Here is a 19,176-nt window from a genome sequence, read left to right on the forward strand (position 1 = left end):
GCCTTCTTTCGACATAGACGTCGGGAGGCGGTGTGGTGTCGGCCAGGCCAGCGATGTTGCTTTCGCAATATCGGTCGTCGATGCGCCGGAAGGCACCGGCAGTGGACAAAGCGCGGAGTAGGGCCTGCGATACCGCTGATCATATTCTGCGCTGCCGGGCGGGGCATCAGCTCATCCTGGCGCCCATTCAGTGGACGCCGGCGCCTTTGCTGTTCGTCGGCTGACAAGTTCGACATAAATGAATATCAATGTATTGAAGAATAAATGGTCGAGTCGGTTTCCTGGGATGTGGGTCATTCAATGAACAGTACGTATGCCGGGCATGCCTTGATCCGGAGTGGCTGCACGGCACCTAGCGGTCGTCGCGATACGCAGGTTGTAGATGAGCGTTCGGTTCCAGGAGGTACAGCATGACAATGGACCCACAATGGGTACCGGACACCGAGGCGAGAGAACGCGCTCGGATCACCGAGTTCGCACGTTTCGTCGGCAAGGCTGATGTCGATTATCGGCAGCTGTGGCAATGGTCGGTGGAGCGTCCGGACACTTTCTGGCGGAGGCTGTGGGAGTTCTTCGAACTCGGGCCTACGCCAGAGACCGTATTGGCGACGGCGGAAATGCCTGGTGCGCAGTGGTTTCCGGAGGTACGTTTGAACTACGTCGACCAGGTTGTCCGTAACGCTCGTGAGGATCGCCCTGCAATCGTTGATTTGAACGAGGATGGCGACGAGCGCGAGATCTCGTGGCAGGAGTTGCTGGACCGCACGGCCGCGTTGGCGCAGACGCTGCGCGAGTTCGGCGTGGGCGAGGGTGATCGTGTCGTCGGATACCTGCCCAACATTGCCGAGGCAGTGATCGCATTTCTGGCGAGCGCCAGTATCGGTGCGATCTGGAGTGCGTGCGGGCAGGACTATACGGCGAAAGCGGCATTGGATCGGTTGGCTCAGTTGGAACCAGTGGTATTGGTGGCAGCGGACGGCTACCGGTACGGCGGTAGGGTCCACGACCGCGTCGATGAAGTTCGTGATATCCGCGCTGGCTTGCCGACGCTGCGTGCGACGATCCTGGTCTCCAGGATGAATCCCGCACCAGATGGATTTTTGGACTGGGATTCCGCGACATCGGGTGCAGCCGAACTGCATCCGGCACCGGTAGCATTCGACCATCCGTTGTGGGTGGTCTTTTCATCCGGAACAACTGGCCTGCCGAAAGGTATCGTGCACGGACATGGTGGCGTACTGCTGGAACACCTGAAAGCAGTTGGCTTACACAGCGATATCGGTGCCGACGACGTGTTCTTCTGGTTCACCAGCCCGAGTTGGATGATGTGGAACTTTCAGGTCGCCGGCTTGTTGGTGGGTGCGACTATCGTCTGCTACGACGGCAGCCCGTCTTTCCCGCGGCCGGATGCGCTGTGGGAGTTGGCCTCTCGACGCGAGGTCACCGTACTCGGCACAAGCCCGGGCTATGTACTCGCCTGCGAGAAGACCGGTGTGGTTCCGCGAAACGATCACGATCTAGCTGCTTTGCGATCCATCGGCGTCACTGGTTCTGCGTTACCCCCGTCCTTGTCGCTGTGGTTACGCGACAATGTTGGGGCGCGTGTTTCCTCGATCAGCGGCGGCACCGATGTGGTGTCGGCATTCCTCGGCGGTACTCCCACAGTGCCGGTGTGGCCGGGAGAACTGTCGGGTCCCTATCTGGGCGTTGCGTTGGACTCCTTCGACGCCAATGGAAAATCGGTGCGCGGTCAGGTCGGTGAACTGGTTCTCACGCAGCCGCTGCCGTCGATGCCCATCTATTTCTGGAACGATCCGGACGGAACTCGTTACCGCCAAGCCTACTTCGACGCCTATCCCGGCGTCTGGAGGCACGGTGACTGGATCATGATCACTGAACATGGCGGCGTCACGATGCATGGGCGGTCGGACTCGACCTTGAACCGCAATGGGATTCGGATGGGCAGCTCCGACATCTATCAGGCAGTTGAGCGAATGCCGGAAGTGGCCGAAGCGTTGGTAATCGGTGCCGAGCAACCGGATGGGGGGTACTGGATGCCGTTGTTCATCGTTCCGACCGACGGCGTGCAACTCGATGCGGCGCTGATCGACCGGATCAAGGCAGAGATCCGCGCCAGCGCCTCGCCTCGCCACGTACCCGACGAGATCATCCTCGCGCCCGGATTCCCGCACACCCGTACCGGCAAGAAACTCGAAATCCCGATCAAGCGGATTCTTCAGGGAGCCGATCCGGCTGCCGTCGTCGATCGCGGCGCGGTGGACGCTCCTGATCTGCTCAACTGGTTCGCGGAACAGGCATTGGCACGAGATCGCGGGGTGTGACGTCAGGCCGTATCCCCTCAATGAAACGGATAGAACGGATGCCGCGGCGGACCGGCGACTGACAACGACCGCGAACAGCGATGCCGGCCACCCGTGCTCACGGGTGGCCGGCATCGGCGTATGTGGTCAGGGCTCCCGCGCTAGGACCAGCAACTATTTGCCAGTGCCGGGGCTGGCGCTACCGTCGGCTGTGTAGGACTTGGCGCCGGTGCCTGCCAATTCGCCGCCGTTCACGATCAGGTATGTATCGCGGATCGGTCGGCCGGTGAGGAAGTCCTCGAGGATCTCGCGGGTGCCTGCGGCGTAGCGGGCCTGGGCCGAGAGGGTCGTGCCTGAGACGTGCGGGGTCATCGCCTCGTGCGGCATCGTCCGCCACGGGTGGTCGGCGGCGGGCGGCTGCGGGTACCAGACGTCGCCCGCGTAACCGGCGAGCCTGCCCGATTCCAGCGCCTTCACGATGTCGTCGCGCACAACGATTTCGGCGCGAGCGGTATTGACGATGTACGAGCCGCGGCGCATCGAACCGATCAGCCCCGCGTCGAACAGATGATACGTCTGCGGGTGCAGCGGAGCGTGGATCGAGACGACGTCGACCGACCGCGCCAGCGACTGCGCGTCCGGGTGGAAGGTCAAACCGAGATCGTGTTCCACCTCGGCGGGCAGGCGGTGCGTGTCGAAATAGTGGAGCCGCACGTCAAACGGGGCCAGCCGCCGCAACACCGCCTGACCGATCCGCCCCGCGGCGAGCACCCCGACGTCCATTCCCTCGAGGTCGTAGGCACGCTCGACGGAGTCCGCGATATTCCAGCCGCCCTTCACCACCCACTCGTGCGACGGCACGAAACTGCGCACGAGCGCGAGTATCTGCATGACGGCGTGTTCGGCGACGCTGATGCTGTTGCTGAAGGTCACCTCGGCCACCGTGATGCCCGCCTTGATCGCGGCGTCCAGGTCGACGTGGTCGGACCCGATTCCCGCGGTCAGCGCCAGCTTCAGCTTCGGTGCGGCGGCGATCCGCTCCGCGGTCAGATAGGCGGGCCAGAACGGCTGGGAGATAACGACATCCGTATCGGCCAGCTCCCTGTCGAACACCGAGTCCGGCCCCTCCTTGTCGGAGGTGACGACCAGTTCATGTCCCTGCTCCTCGAGGAACTTGCGCAAGCCCAGCTCGCCGGAGGCGGATCCCAGCAGCTCGCCGGGCGTGAAATCGACAGCCGACGGGCTCGGCAAAGTCTGGCCATCCGGGTACTCGCCAAGGCTGGGAATCGAGTCGCGAGCGTAGGCAGGTGGGTACCCCGTCACGGGATCGGGATAAAGCACGCACAGAATCTTGGCCATAGTCACTCCTTATCGAAAGCGGTTGTACCGCCGCTTGATTCGTCGCTCCGTGAGCGATTTCAGTCTTGTCGGGCGACGTCGGGGGCGTCCAAGACGCAGTGCCGACCGGCCGATAGGCGGCGCCGATCGAGCCACGTCTGTTATCGGTCACCATCCGATCGAGCCGTCCGCACCGCTGGACGAAACGCCGAGCTTCGCATCGAGGCCGGCCGTGCGGGCGGTCTGCACCAGTGCTCGCGTCAGCACGGAACCGGGAACGACTGCGCTGGTGACCAATGCGACCCGCGCCGTGACCGAAGGGTTGTCCAGGCGCAGCACACGCGTGTTCGCAGGCGGGCGCACGGTCCACAACCAGGTTTGCGGAACGATGCTGGCCCACCGGCTGGTACCCACATGGGCGAGCAGCGTGACGAGGGAGTCGGTCTCGAGTTGCGGCGTCACGGTGAGATCCTGAGTGACCAGCGCATCATCGATGAGTTGTCGGCCCCGCATTCCCGTATTCAGCAGGCACATAGGTAACTCCAGCGCCTCGGCCCAGCTGAGGGTGTCCGGTTTCCCAGTCAGCAGCCCGGCGTCGGCGATGAGCACCTGCTGCTCGTCATAGAGCGGGGTGAGGAGAACATCGTCGGTGTTCTGTCCGTCGGGGTAGACGATGCCAGCGTCCAGCTCGAATCGGCGGATGCGGTCGAGGGCATCAGCCGACCGCAAGCTTGTCTCGATGTCCACCCGGACCAGCGGATGCTCCGCGCAGAACGGATCGGTAAGCAGTGCAACGGTACTCGACGCAGCAGGGATCACTCCCAGCCGAAGCGCGCCGGTGAGCCCGGTCCGCAGTGTTACTACCTCTTGTTTGAGCGCATCGTGATCGGCCACGATGCGCCGCGCCCAGTGCACGAGCCGTTCGCCCTCCGGAGTGAGTCCCTCGAAGGCGTGGCCCCGTCGTACGAGTGGGACGTTCAGCTCGTGTTCGAGCTTCCGGATAGCCTCGGACAGAGCGGGCTGAGATACGTAACAGGCACTGGCGGCTCGCGCGAAATGGCGCTCACGAGCGAGCGCGACGAAGTATTCGAGCTGGCGAAACAGCATGATCTACTCGACCACGCCCCGACCACTGCATATTCGGCCGGTGATCGGCCACGCCGTCGTCCAGTTGGCCCCACACGCACGTGGTGTCGTACCGCCGCACCATTCGTCCAGGGGTGGTGCACAGACCGCAGTTCGGGTCGGTGAAACTGCGCCCGGTACCCCAGTCTCCGGCGCTCTGCCAGCGGATCGCATCCCCGAGCAGCTTCGCGAATACGCCGCCGCACGGCTCGAAGTAGGTGACGAAATGGCCGAGATCGGAGGAGCCGAGGAAGGCACACAGGCCCGCTGAAAGATGTTGGAAACCACGCCCGCCGTTCGCGAGGGCGATATCCATGGGACCGCCGAGCTAGTACCGCATCGGGACACGTATTTCAGCTGGGCTTGGTGACGGTTCAAGGGCGAGGGCGTCTCGTATGCCGTGCCCACCGGAATCATCAAGGGCTGAACAGGCCCGCGGGAACTTTCGACACCTGATTCAGTTTCCCCTGGCAATCCATTCGGCCAGATGGGGCGCCTCGGTACCGATGGTGGTTCCAGCGCCGTGGCCGGTATAGACCAGGGTTTCCTCGGGTAAGCAAAATAGTTGCTCGCGGATCGAGTCGATGATTGTGGGGAAGTCCGAGAATGAGCGTCCTGTCGCTCCGGGGCCACCCGAGAAGAGCGTATCCCCGGTAAACAGCACTTTCGTTTCGAGCTCGTGGATGCACACCGAACCGGGCGAATGTCCGGGCGTGTGGATGATCTCGATCTCGGTTCCCGCGACAGCGATTCGTTGCTCGTCGGTCGCTGGCCAAAACGACTGGTCCGGGTGGACCCTCTCCCAGAGCTGCTTTTCGGCCGGATGTAGAAGTACTGGCGCATAAAGTGCTTTGCCGAGTTGTGGAGCGACGGTCACGTGATCGTTGTGTGCGTGGGTGCAGATCACCGCCACCACGTTGCGTCCGCCGACGGCGGCGATGATGGGTTCGGCATCGTGTGCAGCGTCGATGACAACGACCTCGTTATCATTACCGACGACCCAGACGTTGTTCTCGACATCCCAGGTCCCGCCGTCGAGTTCGAACGCTCCGGTGGTGACTACGCGCTCGATACGAAGGCTCCCGCTCACCAAACCACCACCGAGCGCAGCACATCACCGGAATGCATGGTGGCGAAGGCCTTTTCGATCTCGTCGAGACCGATGCGTTCGGTGACGAATTTATCCAGGGGTAGGCGGCCCTGTAGGTGCAGGTCGACGAGGGTGGGGAAGTCACGTGCCGGCAGACAGTCTCCGTACCATGAGGATTTCAGCGCGCCTCCTCGGGAGAAGAAGTCGATCAGCGGCATAGTCAGGGTCATATCGGGTGTCGGGACACCGACCAGCACGACGGTGCCCGCGAGATCGCGGGCGTAGAAGGCCTGTCTCCAGGTTTCGGGGCGGCCGACAGCGTCGATGACGACATCCGCGCCGAAGCCACCCGTCAGTTTCTGCACGGCGGCAACAGGATCAGTGACTGTGGCATCGACGGTATGGGTGGCTCCGAGTTCACTGGCCCACTGCAGCTTGCGTTCGTCCCGGTCGATGCCGATGATCGTGCCGGCACCGGCTAGGCGGGCACCGGCGATGGCGGCGTTCCCGACTCCGCCGCACCCGATCACGGCGACGGAGTCGCCGCGGCCGACGTTGCCGGTGTTGATCGACGCGCCGAGGCCCGCCATGACTCCGCAACCGAGCAGGCCCGCGACCGCGGGATCGACGGCGGGGTCGACGAGAGTGCACTGGCCCGCGTGTACCAGGGTCTTGTCGGCGAATGCTCCGACTCCCAGCGCGGCGGTGAGTTCGGTGCCGTCCTCGAGGGTCATTTTCTGCGACGCGTTGAAGGTGTCGAAGCAGTACTGCGGGCGTCCGCGACGGCAGGCTCGGCATGTACCACAGATCGCTCGCCAGTTGAGAATGACGAAGTCGCCGGGGGAGACGGAATCGACTGCCTCACCGACACTTTCGACAACACCGGCGGCCTCGTGTCCGAGCAGGAACGGGAATTCGTCGTTGATGCCGCCCTCACGGTAGGTGAGGTCGGTGTGGCAGACCCCGCACGCGGCGACGTCGACCACTACTTCGTCTGGGCCGGGATCAGGGATGACGATGGTCGTGACCTCGACCGGTGCGCCCGGTGCGCGGGCGACGACGCCTCGTACCTGCTGTGGCATGTATTGGTCCTTTTCGATTCGTTCGTGATGCCGACCCATGACATCCGTGTTCTGGGGGCGGGCTGATCATCCGGAGGGCAGTTCGGACAGGTGCGGCTCGGTCAAAAGATGATGGTGGTATTGCCGTGCCGACCGACGCGGTCCTGTAGATGCCAGCCCACGGCGCGGGACAGCACGGCACGCTCCACGTCAGCACCGAGGCGCACCAGATCGCCGGTTGTATGCCGGTGGTCCACGCGGACGACATCCTGCTCGATGATCGGCCCCTCGTCGAGATCGGCGGTGACGTAGTGGGCGGTGGCACCGATCAGCTTGACGCCTCGGTCCTTGGCCTTCTGATACGGCCCAGCGCCGATGAAAGCAGGCAGAAACGAGTGATGGATATTGATCAGTGGAGCACCGACGCGATCGAGGAATTCCGGGGTGATGATCTGCATGTAGCGGGCCAGTACGACCAAGTCGACGTTGCCGCACAGCAGTTCGAGTATCCGCTCCTCAGCTTCGGCCCGGTTGTCCCTGGTAGCTGGTACATGGAAGAAGGGCACACCGAAGGGCCGGATCTGATCGGCCAGGTCGGCGTGATTGGAAAGCACCATCGGTACCTGCATGTCCAACTCGCCGCGGCGATTGCGCCAGAGTAGGTCCAGCACACAGTGGTCGGTCTTGGACACCAAGATCGCCACTCGCTTGGGTCTGGCGGCCTCGTTGAACTGGAACTGCATACCGAAGGGCCCGGCCACCTCCGTGGCGAACGAGCGCTCGAGTTCCTCCAGTGCCGCGGGCAGACCCGGCAGGTGAAACTCGGTCCGCTGGAAAAACGTGCCCACCTCCTCGTCCGTGGTGTGTTGGGCAAGCGTCACGATATTGGCGCCTGCGCTGGTCAAGAAGGTGCTCACGGCCGACACGATGCCCGGTTGGTCCGGACACCGGACTACCAGCCGACCGTGATCGGTGGTGGCATGTACACCGTGGACCGAAGCGGACCGGGGCAGCGTGAGCGATGAGGCTGCAGTTGTGGTCATTGGCGCACTCTCTTCCGTGCGGTTTCTTGGGTGGTTCTGTCTTCTACGGGTCACACGAGGGTGTGGAGAGTCCGCGTCCGCCACGCCTCGGTAGGCGCCAGATCGTTGAATGTGAATACATGGAAGCCCTCGATGTGGTTGTCGGGCTTCCCGATCTGCGGCGCAATCCCCTTGATGATCTTGTTCGGGCTGTAACCACCAGGGACGAAAAACCGCCAGAACATGTTTTGCTGCTTCTTCAAGAACTTTGCCGACTCACCGATGCCCAGTCCGCTCGACACCCGAAGCAGTTTCTGTCGGTGGACCGCCCCGGGTACACCGACGTGCACGGGCAGGTCGATTCCGCGGTTCATCAGTTCCCGGGACCAGGCCAGGATCTTGCGCGGGTCGAAGACAATTTGGGTTTTGATGTGCGTGGCCAAGGCCGCTTTATCCTTCAATGCCTGAAACAAGACCTCGTCGGAAACGGCGGGGTGTCCCTCGGGATGACCGGCTATGCCGATGTTTGTGAATCCATGTTCGTGCTCGTGTATGGCTTGCAGCAGTGCCAAGGCATCGCCGAACTCGGTAGGTTCGCCGGTCGGGTCGCCTCCGACGACGAAGACATCGGTCAGGCCCGCCGCGCGGCACCGGCTGATGATGTCAGCCAGGTGGGCGCGGTTACGGACCTGCTGCGCCGACAGGTGCGGAGCCACGGTGTAGCCATGGCCGGCAAGTGCGACGCTGAGGTCGATCGTCGCATCCTGCCCCTTGGCCGGCGACGCGGTCACGGTGAGGCGCACGTCGTTCGGTACATACTCGAGCACTTGCTCTTCGGTTTTCTTGAAGGGGACCACTTCGTACCCGAGTTCGAGGACTGCTTGCCTCGACAAGGTTTGGGTAGCGGCACCCCTGATTGCGCGCGCTCGATACACGTGCTGACCTGCTTCCTCTGCATCGCGAGCCGCCTCGCGTTTGTGGTCGTCTCGGTGAAGATTTCTCGGCGTGGTTCAGCGCCGGCTGACATCGGCGCGCAACAAGTTGCGGACCTGGGCCGAGTACGGGGCGGGGGCGACCGTCGCGCGGATCTGGGTCTGCTCATGCCGCTCGACCTGTGGCTTGCGCGATCCGCCGTTCGGTTCCCCCCAGGTGATCGTGACTTCGGTACCGGGCTCCGCGTGCTGCGCGTCGAGCAGCGCGAGCGAGAGCGCCTGTCCCTCGTAGCTGAGGTAGCCCGAATGGCACGAAAGGCCGACAGCAGCCCCACTGGTATCGCTGACGATGTCGAAGTGATTCCACGCGTAGTTGGCGACGGGGAATTCCAGCGCCTTGTACCGTGGGCCGTCGCCGAGCTGCGAGTCGAGCACGCGCGCGACATCGTCGCGGTTCCACAACAACGTGCGGCGGTGACGACGCTGCTCGGGCTCGACAGCCTGCAGCGCTTCTCGTCCGATGAAGTCGTGGTTGAAGTTCACGATGCGCTCGTAGCCGAGGTCGTAAGGCGTCACGTAATAGCTCTCGATCTCCGGAGCATAAAAGCTGCCTCCGAGCTGAATCTTCGCTTCCCACGTGTCGGCCGGCAGCCATTCGCGATAGTCGCGGGCCCGCTCGTCGTTGTAGATTCCGGGCACCGGGTATGCCATCCACGCATTGGACAGCGGCGTGCTGAAATAGGCAGTCGTCCCGACAGGGACGATTCCGTGCGGCTTGCCCGCTTCGAGCAGCGCCGCACGCACGGTAGCTTCGTCGTCGAATTCACCGGACAGCTCGACTCCATGGTTACCGCCCATGCCGTGACGCAGCACCAGAACGTCCACGCCCGCGATCTTCACCTGAGCAGTACGGAAGAACTTCAGATCCGGCGGAGTGCCATCCAGTGCATCGAGAAACACATCCCCAGCCGTCGGTCCGTCGAGTTGGAACCGGAAACGAGTGCGGCGACCGGTCGGATTCTCCGTGCTGTGGTAATCGCGAGTCACCTTGACGTCGTAGCCACCGGTTTCGGCATGGAAGTGAACCCAATTCAACGCTGGCATTCCGCTGACCAGCTCGAACGACTCAGGCCCGTGACGATAGAGGATGCAGTCGCCGATCATGTGGCCGGTCGGGCTGCACACCACGAATTGCTTGGCGCGATCAGCGGTGAAGCTGTCCATGGTGTTCACCCCCACTCGCCCGAGGACCTTCAGGGCGTCCGGCCCCTCCAAGAACAACTCCGGCATGTGATGCGACATGTGAAACAGGGCCGTTGTCTCATTCCAGGCCCGCTGCTCATCACGCCAGTTCGAGTAGGCGGGCGGTATGAGCGCAGCCGCCTTCGCGCCCCCAGATCGGCCGAAGTGCGGAGAGATCGTTTCGTTGTAGAAGTACTCGACTTGGTCAGGAATCCAGTCCAGCAACTGCTGAAACGAACTGAAATTCGGGTGTGACATGGCTACCCGTTCCTTCTCGTTGTTGGGGCGCTTATTTTTTTTGGTGGCGCTCGCCAGAAGCCGGTCGGTTCCAGCGAATCCAGGCAAGTCCATCCGGGTGCTCGAGATCGGCAACCCTGCAGGCTCGTGCTCGTTGCCGCCCTCTTGTCACCGGCTTTCGAGGGCATCGAAGGACAAGAGGACGAAGGCCCTGTGCGGAGCCAGCACTTGCATCTGAAGGGGCGCTACCGCCCTCTGCGACGTGGATGCGATCGACTTAATGAACGATCTCGTTTAGAAAGTAGAACGGCGCGAGTCTTCTGTCAAGGCCTAGGTCAAGACATCCCAGCTCGCGTAACCGGAGAGCAGGCTCCGGTGTCAACGGGTAGCTGCATCAAGTGGCCAGTGGCCAGTGGCTATCGAGAATCTCCGCTTGCAGACGGACGGGTGCAGTCGCAAGTCCGGGCTGCCGCCCGTGTCCCGCAGTGACCGCCTGGCCGCGTTTGGGTGACCGCGCAATACTTCGATGTCTCCAACGATCACGTGTTGGCGTCCGACCTCGTCTCCGGCCGCCTGAACAGTGCCCAGCGTGGTCGCGCCCCTCTGGCGCCTTCCGTTGTCACTGATCTCTGGCGGCGGGCGGCAACTGACATCTGGGCCAGTTCGAAGACCACTACAGCGGTAGACCGTTCGGCAGCACCAGATCGGGGTTGTCGTGCATCACTGATTCGCGGGTGGAGGTGGTGATCTTGCGGTCCTCGCGAGACCGCGGCCGGCCTGTGGAGCGATGACAAGGCTGCCGACGACGTGGTCGCGACAAAGGTGCCGGTTCGGGCCGGCGCAGTTCAGCGGGCCGGAGCCCGCAATGATTGGGACTCACGACCTCACGATCGACCGGCCGGCGCTGTCGGAGGTGCCGAAATGGCAAGGGCGGACGAGGGTCTGTTCCGATCTGGGCCCGATCGTGCTCAACGTTGTTAATCTGTTGTTGCACAACATCTTTGATCTGTCGAATGTGAGGTCGGATATCGGCGCGCTGCCGGTCGCCGACTCAGTCACGACGTGCGGCGCCAGCCAGTACGTCATCCACCACTGATTCCTCCCAACCTCGATCAAGCGACAGGCCTGCCACATGGTCGGCGTACAAGACCCCGATGATCATGCTCGTCACGCGTTCAGGGTCGATGTCGCTACGGAGCTCTCCCCGTTCGATTCCCGCGCGGACCACTTCGGCGAACCCGGCACGGCGGGGCAGGATTGTGCTGCGCCGGATGCTATCGAGCAACTCGCCTGACGCCGGCTCGCTCGCCAAGCAGTTCCCTAGGATCGCCATGCCGCGGGACTCGTCGTACGCTTGGTGCATCGCTTTGAGGTGCGCGATGAGGTCTGTTCGCGCAGATCCGGTTGGTTCGGGCAGGCCGGTCACCTGGACGTGACTGAGCGCGGCTGCGATGAGATGTTCCTTGTTCGCCCAGCGGGAGTACACAGTCACCTTGGATACTCCGGCGTCTGCAGCGACCCGGTCTATCGAGATCCCGGCGAGGCCGACTTGGGCAAGCAGATTGATCGTTGCCTCGAGGACGGCGGCATCCTTCGAAGGGTCGCGCGGTCTTCCCATGCGCGTTCGTGTCTGGTTGTCACCAAGCATTAGTTCACCGTAAACGAAGGTTCAGCCAAGGAGTGGGCTCTACCCCCGCACAGTCCCTCAAAGGTGGACCGGCAGTTGAATCGGGACCTCCCGCAGAATCGAGCTCGGTGGAGCGTCGTACCTGTTCAAGCAGATAAAACCGCAGTAGCGAGTGCGCCGTCGCGAACCCGTGCGCACTCGCTGGCATAACTTCATGCCGACCACCGCGGTCGCCCCCCAGTCCAAGCTCGCGACAGTACCGGCAGCATCTGACTGCTCGTTACTGTTGTGGCTGGCCCGGCCAGCGGCCTACTGGCCCGCTCACCGACTGGAGGTGCCTGTACCGGAAATCCTCATCGCTCGACGGTGCGCACCGTACTTGTGCGGCTGTCGAAATTCACGCGATTGTCCGGGCTATTTTTTCGGCCTCTTTCGGCGTAGCAGCGTGGTCGCGTCCAGCCAGGCCTGCCAGTGCGAACACTGCCGAGACGGCCGCCAGGAAAATCCAGCCGCCCGCGAAGCCTGTAGCTGGGACGATTCGGCCGAATCCGAGTGGAACCAAGAATCCGCCGAGAGCTGAGAGAGTCAACATCAGGCCAATGCTGGTGCCGATGTTTGCATGGGAGATGCCGGCAACACGATCTGGGACCGACGACCAAGCAGTGAAAGCGAAAAGGAGGACGAAGCCGATGCCGATACCAAGTGGCCACAGCATTCCTGCCGGTGTAAACGGGATCAGGAGAAGTAGCGCGGCCATGACGAACATCGGCAAGACGACGGCGGCCTTGGTCTTCTGATAGTGGTCGGCGAACCATCCACCAGCGACGCTCCCCGGGATCCCGGCAAGTCCGATCAGTGCCGCAAGCAGATTTCCGGCCGAGGCGGTGTAGTGTCGTTCACTCACCGCGTACTCGGCGAGGAATTGTGAGGCTGTGAAGTATGCACCATAGGCGCCGATCATTGCGATACCGTAGATCCAGATGTCGCGATCGGCCAAGGCTTCACGTATGACAGCACGGCTGATCGGGGTGCCCTGCAGTGTTTTTGTGTGGTGCGGTGTCTGGAACGCGACAGCGGTCAGAGCGGCAATCAGGATTCCGATCAGTCCGCCGATGACGAGCGCGAGATGCCAGCCGACGGCAGCCTGCAAAAAGCCCCACAGGTAGAGGCCCATGGCAACGCCCACGCAAAATCCCACGCCAGTGCCGATACCGAGCGCGAGGGCCAGCCCGCGCTCAGTGAACCAAACAGTGATGGCGGCAACCCCGACCGCGAGGAAGATCGAGCCGCCGATGCCGGTGACGACTCGAAAAATAGCCAAGGTGGCATAATTCGGTGAAATACCCGACAGTACTCCTCCGATGCCTTCGATCAGGATGCCGATTACCACGGTTCGCTTCAAGCCGATCCGAGTGGCGAGCAAGCCGCCCGGGATGTGCGCTATGCCGAAGCCTGCGAGGAATAGAGACACCAGCAACGACAGCTGAGGAAGCGTGGCTCCGAAGCTGGTGCCGATGAGTGGAAATGCTGCGGCAACATTGAACCAGTTGAGAGTGAGTGACACGTACCCGAGACTGATGAGCAGCAGCATGAACCAGCGTTGGTTCGAGGGACTGGTGATGTCGGGAGACGACATATTGGACCATCCAGGTTATTTGGGGGCGCAGGGTTACCCCGAGAAATCTGTAGCTTGACAATCTGTTGTACTCCGCACTGCGTGAAATGCAGTGCAGACTGCGCAGACTTCGATGTGTGCGAAACATTGCAACGAATGTGAACACGTGGTTTCGGGTCCTCGAAACATATCTAGGCGGCCCTGGACCGACATCGCTCTCAACATGCATTCATTGGCATTCGGATGACTCCGCAACCGCGATTCATCCTCGCTCGGCGATTGTGGATCTATCGGGATTCTCGACTCGGAAGATGAGAAGTTTATCCGCTGTTTGTGTGGCTGAAGAACTGCCGTGCCTGACGCTGACCTTTCAGGATGCACGACACGCTGATTATTGATGGACGCTGCTCCCTATCCGGTGTGGACGCCAATAACGGCGGTAATCGTCCGTCCCAGCATCATTGGCCGTGGGCTGCCAATGGGTATGCGGATATGATCGACTACTTATTGAACGGGAGTGTTTGAATACTAGGAGGATGCAAATCTTCCTGTCAATTATTGACTTTTCTGAACTTTGGGAGTATAAGCGTACGTCGCCGCAGGGGTGGTTGCTGGCATGACGGTGCGGCACACGATGGCCGGTTGTCGACTCGCGCCGATCGGCCGTACTGGACTCCCGTCGTGTTACTTCCTTGTTGCACTGGGGGATTGAGTGTTGACAGGCGGCTGACCTCGTCATACTTTCCAAACGTAATCGTTCATTAAGGAGGTGTGTGTTGTTCAGTGCGAACAGCAGGCCCGATGGGCACGAATTGGACTCCGGCTCTCTGGCGCGGTTCATCCAGGCGCGTGAGGCGGCAGATCCTGAGCGGCGCGCGGTGAGCGTAGACGGACTCAGCCGATGAAGATCATGGGAATCTTGAACGTCACGCCGGACTCGTTCAGCGACGGTGGGCGCTTTTCTACGGTTGCGTCGGCTGTCGCTGCTGGCCGAGCCATGTTCGATGCCGGCGCGATGATCGTCGATGTGGGCGGCGAGTCCAGTCGCCCTGGCGCTCGCCCGATCGATCTGGCAGAGGAGCGCCAGCGGACTCTTCCGGTAGTGCGGCAACTATCGCGCCACGGCATCGTCTCCATCGACACGCGCAAGGCGGCGCTTGCGCAGGAAGCGGTGGCTTGCGGGGCCTCGATCCTCAACGACACGAGTGGCCTGCTGACGCCTGTCGCGGGTCGGCTCGGTGTCGGCTATGTCGCTATGCACTCTCGTGGCCTTCCGGCAACGATGCAGGATGATCCGCGTTACGAGGACGTTGTGGAGGAGGTCTGGTCTGCGCTGGACCTGCTTGCGAGCAAGGCTGCACGATGTGGGGCGACTCAGATCTGGGTGGACCCCGGCATCGGATTCGGCAAGACGACTGCACATAACGTCGGCCTGTTACGGTCGCTATCGCGGGCGTGCATGCGGGAGTGGCCGGTATTGGTCGGTGTCAGCCGTAAGTCGGTGGTCGGTGCGCTCACAGGCCGGCATGTTCCCCGCGACCGAGTCAGTGGTTCCCTAGGAGCGGCTGCTGCGGCATGGGCTGCCGGAGTCGATCTGATCCGAACCCACGATGTCGCCGATACCAATGACCTGCTCACAGTCCTGGCATCAGTGAGTACTCGTCCTTGTCTGACGTCGCCGCAACCGGTGTGACTTCAATGGTTGCTGCTTTCAAGACGGCACTGGTAACCGCGCTGCGACGTGTTGCGCAAAGGCCCGAGCCGGGAGTCCCGCTTATCACGGCGGGATCGTTGCCTGCGGTTGGCTACGCAGGTCGGGTGCTGTCACCGTGACGTCATTTATGCCTCGAGCTCGTTTCGACGACCTCCGATCCGGTTGTGCCTGGCGGTTTTCCGATTCCATAGAAGTAGTGACGACGACGCGTATGGCTGAGGTTGCACCGCTGTTGCAGGAGGTGCAGCGCGCTACCCGGGAGGGCTGGTGGGCATTCGGGTTCCTCGCGTATGAAGCCGCGGCAGGCCTGGATCCGGATCTGAGCGTGCACGAACCCGCGGATGGACTGCCGCTGGCTTGGTTCGGCATCACGACCGCGCCTGAGCGGACCTCAATTATTCGTGCGCCCGCGCACCGCGCCTTCGATGTCGGCGAGTGGCGCTGTGACTGGGGGCCGGACGAGCATCGCAACCGTGTCGAGGCAATACGCAGATACATCGCCCAAGGCGAGATATATCAGTGCAATTTGACGACGCGGATGACGGCGCCGGTCGTCGGCGACCTGACCCAGCTGTATGCGCGTATGGCAATCGCTCAGGGCGGGGCATACAACGCGTACCTCGACCTCGGCCGTTTCGTCATCGCGAGTGCGAGTCCTGAGCTCTTCTTCGACGCCACCGGTAATCAACTGACGATGCGACCGATGAAGGGCACTGCGCGACGTGGTCGTACCGAGGTCGAAGACCGCGAGATCGTCGCACGGCTGCGGTCGAGTGAGAAGGAACGCGCCGAAAACATCATGATCGTCGATCTTGTCCGCAACGATCTCGCGCGTCTTGCGGTCACGGGCGGGGTCAGGGTGACTGCGTTGTGCCGCACGGAACGCTACGGGACCGTACATCAGCTCACTTCCGATGTCGTCGGTCGCCTGCGGCCGGATGTAGCTTTGCCCGAGATCTTCGGCGCTTTGTTCCCGTGCGGGTCGGTGACCGGCGCACCGAAACATCGCACGATGCAGATCATTCGTGAGCTGGAGGCCGATCCTCGTGGAGTCTATTGCGGAGCGATCGGCGTGGTGGCGCCGTCGGCAACTGGGATCCGAGCACGGTTCAATGTGGCCATTCGGACCCTCGTAGCTGATCGTGACCGGGCGATGTCGACCTATGGAACGGGTGGTGGCATCACCTGGGATTCGCGGGCCGACGCCGAGTACGACGAGCTGACAGCGAAGGCCGCGGTGCTCACCTGCCACGCTTCGCGACCATATCGGGGAGCCCTCCTCGGCTATGGCTGACGGTGCGTCGGTCCCCGAAGGATCGTGCCCTCCTTTGGAGTGTGCGCATCGGGCTGAAGATGCTGGCGACCGTGCTCCACATTGGACTGCTCGGGTGGGAGATTCGGGCCTCCAGTCGTGCCTGCAGAGCATCGGGCGTGGTCGCTCCGCTAGCGAAGCTCGCATACACCCATTCTGATGGAAAGTCCAGACCTTGACAGCTAGAGCCTCATCACGTTACTTTTTGAACGGTATCGTCCATTAAGTTGGCTCCTGTTGCGATGAGCAGTGAATCATCGGCGGGGTGCCGACGTGGTGCGTAGCCGTCGGGGCCCTTTTTCGCCACGCGACTGAATATGACCATCGGCTGGCTGAAATGGCAGGCTCCCGACCAAATATTGAGAAGGATTGGGCTGTTCTATGTCAGACCCTATGGCGTATCGGGAAGCGCGCGCGGCTGGAGCCACCGTTGATGCGGTCCGCATCGACGGTCGCGCAGTTGCCGCGAAGATCGTTGAAGAGTGTCGGCAATATGCCGCAGCGCTCAGTGCGCAATTCGGGGTTGTTCCGCATCTTGCTGTTGTCCTGGTTGGTGACGACCCTGCGTCCGGCGTCTACGTCCGCGCGAAGGAGCGGACCTCAGCGCGTGCCGGGATTCGGTCAACGGTGCGCAGGATGCCCAACTCGTCGACGACCTCCGATGTCTGTACGGCCATTGACGAGCTAGCCGCAGATCCAGGTGTGCACGGCATCATCGTCCAGCTTCCCCTTCCTCCTGCGATCGACGCCGGCGAGGTGCTCTCGCGGATTCCTGTACAGAAGGACGCGGACGGATTTCACCTGTACAATCTCGGGTCTTTGCTGCTGGGCCGAAGCGTCTTCCCGCCCTGCACGCCCGAGGGCGTCATGCGGCTGCTGGACGACACCGGCATCAATCTCGTGGGGGCCAACGTCGTTGTTGTTGGCGCGTCGAACATCGTCGGCAAGCCGATGGCCATGATGGCTCTGCATCGCGAAGCGACCGTCACTATCTGTCATGCCAAGACCCGCGATCTCACTGAACACACCAGGCTGGCCGATGTGTTGATCTGTGCGGTAGGTCAGCAAGGGCTTATCACTGGTGAAATGGTCAAACCAGGCGCCGTGGTCGTAGATGTCGGAATCAACCGACTGCAGGATGGCTCCATCGTCGGCGACGTCGACGTGGCGACGGTCGCGGCGAAGGCCAGCTACCTGACCCCCGTCCCGGGTGGCGTGGGACCGATGACCGTGGCGGTGCTGATCTCCAATACGGTGCGCGCAGCGGTGCGGTCGGTCGGACTTCCCGCGCCACGACCCGACGAACTCGTAGAGGTACCCTCCACCCCGGGGGTAGATGGTGGGCCTGCGTGCGGGAGGCCTCCGTGATTTGCGTTGTAGGACGCATGCTCCAAATCGCAGTGGATGCGCGCCTATCGTCGACGCTCGGTTGGCGCAGTTATCTCCCTTCCGGACCTTTTATGACCTGCCCTCGTGGTATCAGACTCAGCACTTCAATATGAGGATCTCATCGATGTCCAGCAGTACATTTCCTGAGCGATTGACGCTCCGTAAGATCAAGGTCGCAGGTGTTCAGGCAGAGCCTGTGTTCCTCGATTTGGACGGTACGACAAACAAGGCGATCGCTCTCATCGAGCAGGCAGGTCGCGAGCGAGTCGACCTCATCGGCTTCCCGGAGGCTTACATCCCCACCTTCCCGAACTGGTACGAGACAATCGGAGAAGGAGCAAAATCACGCGGATTCGACAAGGAGCTGTTCAAGCATTCGGTCGAGATTCCTGGCGAGCACATCAACGCCATCGCAGAGGCCTGTGCGAAGGCTAATGTGAACGCCGTTGTCGGTGTGAACGAGCGCCGCCCTGGGTCATCGGGAACAATGTGGAACACTCAGGTTCACATTACGCGCGAGGGTGCTATCGTCGGCAAGCATCAGAAATACGTTCCCACAAGTGGGGAGCGACTGGTGCACAAGCCGGGCACTACGGGCTGTGCCAACACCTTCGAAACCGACTTCGGTGTGGTCTCTGGACTGATCTGCGCTGAGAATTCTAATCCGCTCGGGATGTACGCGGCTGCCATAAACTACCCTGTGGTGCACGTCGCCTCCTGGCCCTACTACTTCCATCCGTACTTCCCGATGCATCACGCCATCCAGACCGCCACTGCAGGTCTCGCGTACTCGCTGAAGACCTTCGTAGTTTCGGCGGTATCGCGAATCCCGGCGAACTACATCGACGAGGTGGCAGAGACCGAAGAACAGCGCAAGTTCCTCGAGGGGCAGCGCGCCCTGAAGAAGGGTGCGCTCGTACTCGACCCAGTCGGCCGAGTTATCGCGCACGGTGACGGCTCCGACGACGAACTACTGGTGGTCGACATCGACCTCGAGGACGTACTGGAAGGCAAGCTCATCGTCGACGTCGCCGGCCATTCGAATCGCCCGCACATTTTTGCGCCTCTGTTCGATTCTCTCTGATGATCAGAATAAGGCTGAGGATCTATTTTCTCAGACCCTGATCGCGTGCTGGATGCGCCTCGACTCT

The 19,176-nt window shown here is 62.1% G+C and carries 14 protein-coding genes; 5 read left to right on the plus strand and 9 right to left on the minus strand.

Annotated features, from left to right (window positions below; genetic code table 11):
* Positions 1-416: 416 nt before the first annotated feature.
* Positions 417-2,342 (plus strand): acetoacetate--CoA ligase, encoded by a 1,926-nt coding sequence (locus K7711_RS43375; protein WP_372460256.1) that lies wholly within the window; start codon positions 417-419, stop codon positions 2,340-2,342.
* Positions 2,343-2,495: 153 nt separating this feature from the next.
* Here the strand turns inward: K7711_RS43375 and K7711_RS43380 are convergent, their stop codons facing one another.
* From K7711_RS43380 to K7711_RS43420, 9 genes are all read right to left on the minus strand, one after another.
* Positions 2,496-3,680: an NAD-dependent formate dehydrogenase gene (locus tag K7711_RS43380; protein WP_222978321.1), complete on the minus strand. Its 1,185-nt coding sequence runs from the start codon at positions 3,678-3,680 to the stop codon at positions 2,496-2,498.
* Positions 3,681-3,827: 147 nt separating this feature from the next.
* A complete protein-coding gene (locus tag K7711_RS43385; RefSeq protein WP_222978323.1) occupies positions 3,828-4,766 on the minus strand; it encodes a LysR family transcriptional regulator in 939 nt (312 codons plus the stop codon).
* A gap of 475 nt (positions 4,767-5,241) precedes the next feature.
* A complete protein-coding gene (locus K7711_RS43390; protein WP_222978324.1) occupies positions 5,242-5,874 on the minus strand; it encodes an MBL fold metallo-hydrolase in 633 nt (210 codons plus the stop codon).
* On the minus strand, positions 5,871-6,956 hold the full coding sequence (locus K7711_RS43395) for an S-(hydroxymethyl)mycothiol dehydrogenase (protein WP_222978325.1): 1,086 nt from the start codon (positions 6,954-6,956) through the stop codon (positions 5,871-5,873). Before K7711_RS43395 ends, K7711_RS43390 begins: the two co-directional genes overlap by 4 nt.
* A 101-nt stretch (positions 6,957-7,057) precedes the next feature.
* Positions 7,058-7,978 carry a formyltetrahydrofolate deformylase gene (purU, locus tag K7711_RS43400; RefSeq protein ID WP_222978326.1) on the minus strand — a complete coding sequence of 307 codons (921 nt, stop codon included), beginning with the start codon at positions 7,976-7,978 and terminating at the stop codon, positions 7,058-7,060.
* A gap of 50 nt (positions 7,979-8,028) precedes the next feature.
* Positions 8,029-8,814, minus strand: coding sequence for a methylenetetrahydrofolate reductase (locus tag K7711_RS43405; RefSeq protein WP_222978327.1), 786 nt, complete (start codon positions 8,812-8,814; stop codon positions 8,029-8,031).
* 153 nt (positions 8,815-8,967) lie between these two features.
* Positions 8,968-10,503, minus strand: a complete 1,536-nt coding sequence (locus K7711_RS43410) for a hypothetical protein (RefSeq protein WP_222978333.1) — start codon at positions 10,501-10,503, stop codon at positions 8,968-8,970.
* A 916-nt stretch (positions 10,504-11,419) separates the two neighbouring features.
* Positions 11,420-12,016, minus strand: a complete 597-nt coding sequence (locus K7711_RS43415; RefSeq protein ID WP_222978341.1) for a TetR/AcrR family transcriptional regulator — start codon at positions 12,014-12,016, stop codon at positions 11,420-11,422.
* A gap of 376 nt (positions 12,017-12,392) precedes the next feature.
* A complete protein-coding gene (locus tag K7711_RS43420; RefSeq protein ID WP_222978343.1) occupies positions 12,393-13,631 on the minus strand; it encodes an MFS transporter in 1,239 nt (412 codons plus the stop codon).
* Between the two features lie 880 nt (positions 13,632-14,511).
* Here K7711_RS43420 and folP point away from each other — a divergent pair.
* From folP to K7711_RS43440, 4 genes are all read left to right on the plus strand, one after another.
* Complete coding sequence (gene folP, locus K7711_RS43425; protein WP_235748716.1) at positions 14,512-15,303, plus strand: dihydropteroate synthase; 792 nt, start codon at positions 14,512-14,514, stop codon at positions 15,301-15,303.
* A gap of 148 nt (positions 15,304-15,451) precedes the next feature.
* Positions 15,452-16,618 carry an aminodeoxychorismate synthase component I gene (gene pabB, locus K7711_RS43430; RefSeq protein WP_504741153.1) on the plus strand — a complete coding sequence of 389 codons (1,167 nt, stop codon included), beginning with the start codon at positions 15,452-15,454 and terminating at the stop codon, positions 16,616-16,618.
* Between the two features lie 411 nt (positions 16,619-17,029).
* Complete coding sequence (locus K7711_RS43435; protein ID WP_222978346.1) at positions 17,030-18,004, plus strand: bifunctional 5,10-methylenetetrahydrofolate dehydrogenase/5,10-methenyltetrahydrofolate cyclohydrolase; 975 nt, start codon at positions 17,030-17,032, stop codon at positions 18,002-18,004.
* Positions 18,005-18,149: 145 nt separating this feature from the next.
* Positions 18,150-19,109 (plus strand): nitrilase-related carbon-nitrogen hydrolase, encoded by a 960-nt coding sequence (locus K7711_RS43440; RefSeq protein WP_222978347.1) that lies wholly within the window; start codon positions 18,150-18,152, stop codon positions 19,107-19,109.
* Positions 19,110-19,176: the final 67 nt, after the last annotated feature.

It is taken from the genome of Nocardia coffeae, assembly GCF_019890715.1.
Classification (GTDB): Bacteria; Actinomycetota; Actinomycetes; order Mycobacteriales; family Mycobacteriaceae; genus Nocardia; species Nocardia jiangxiensis.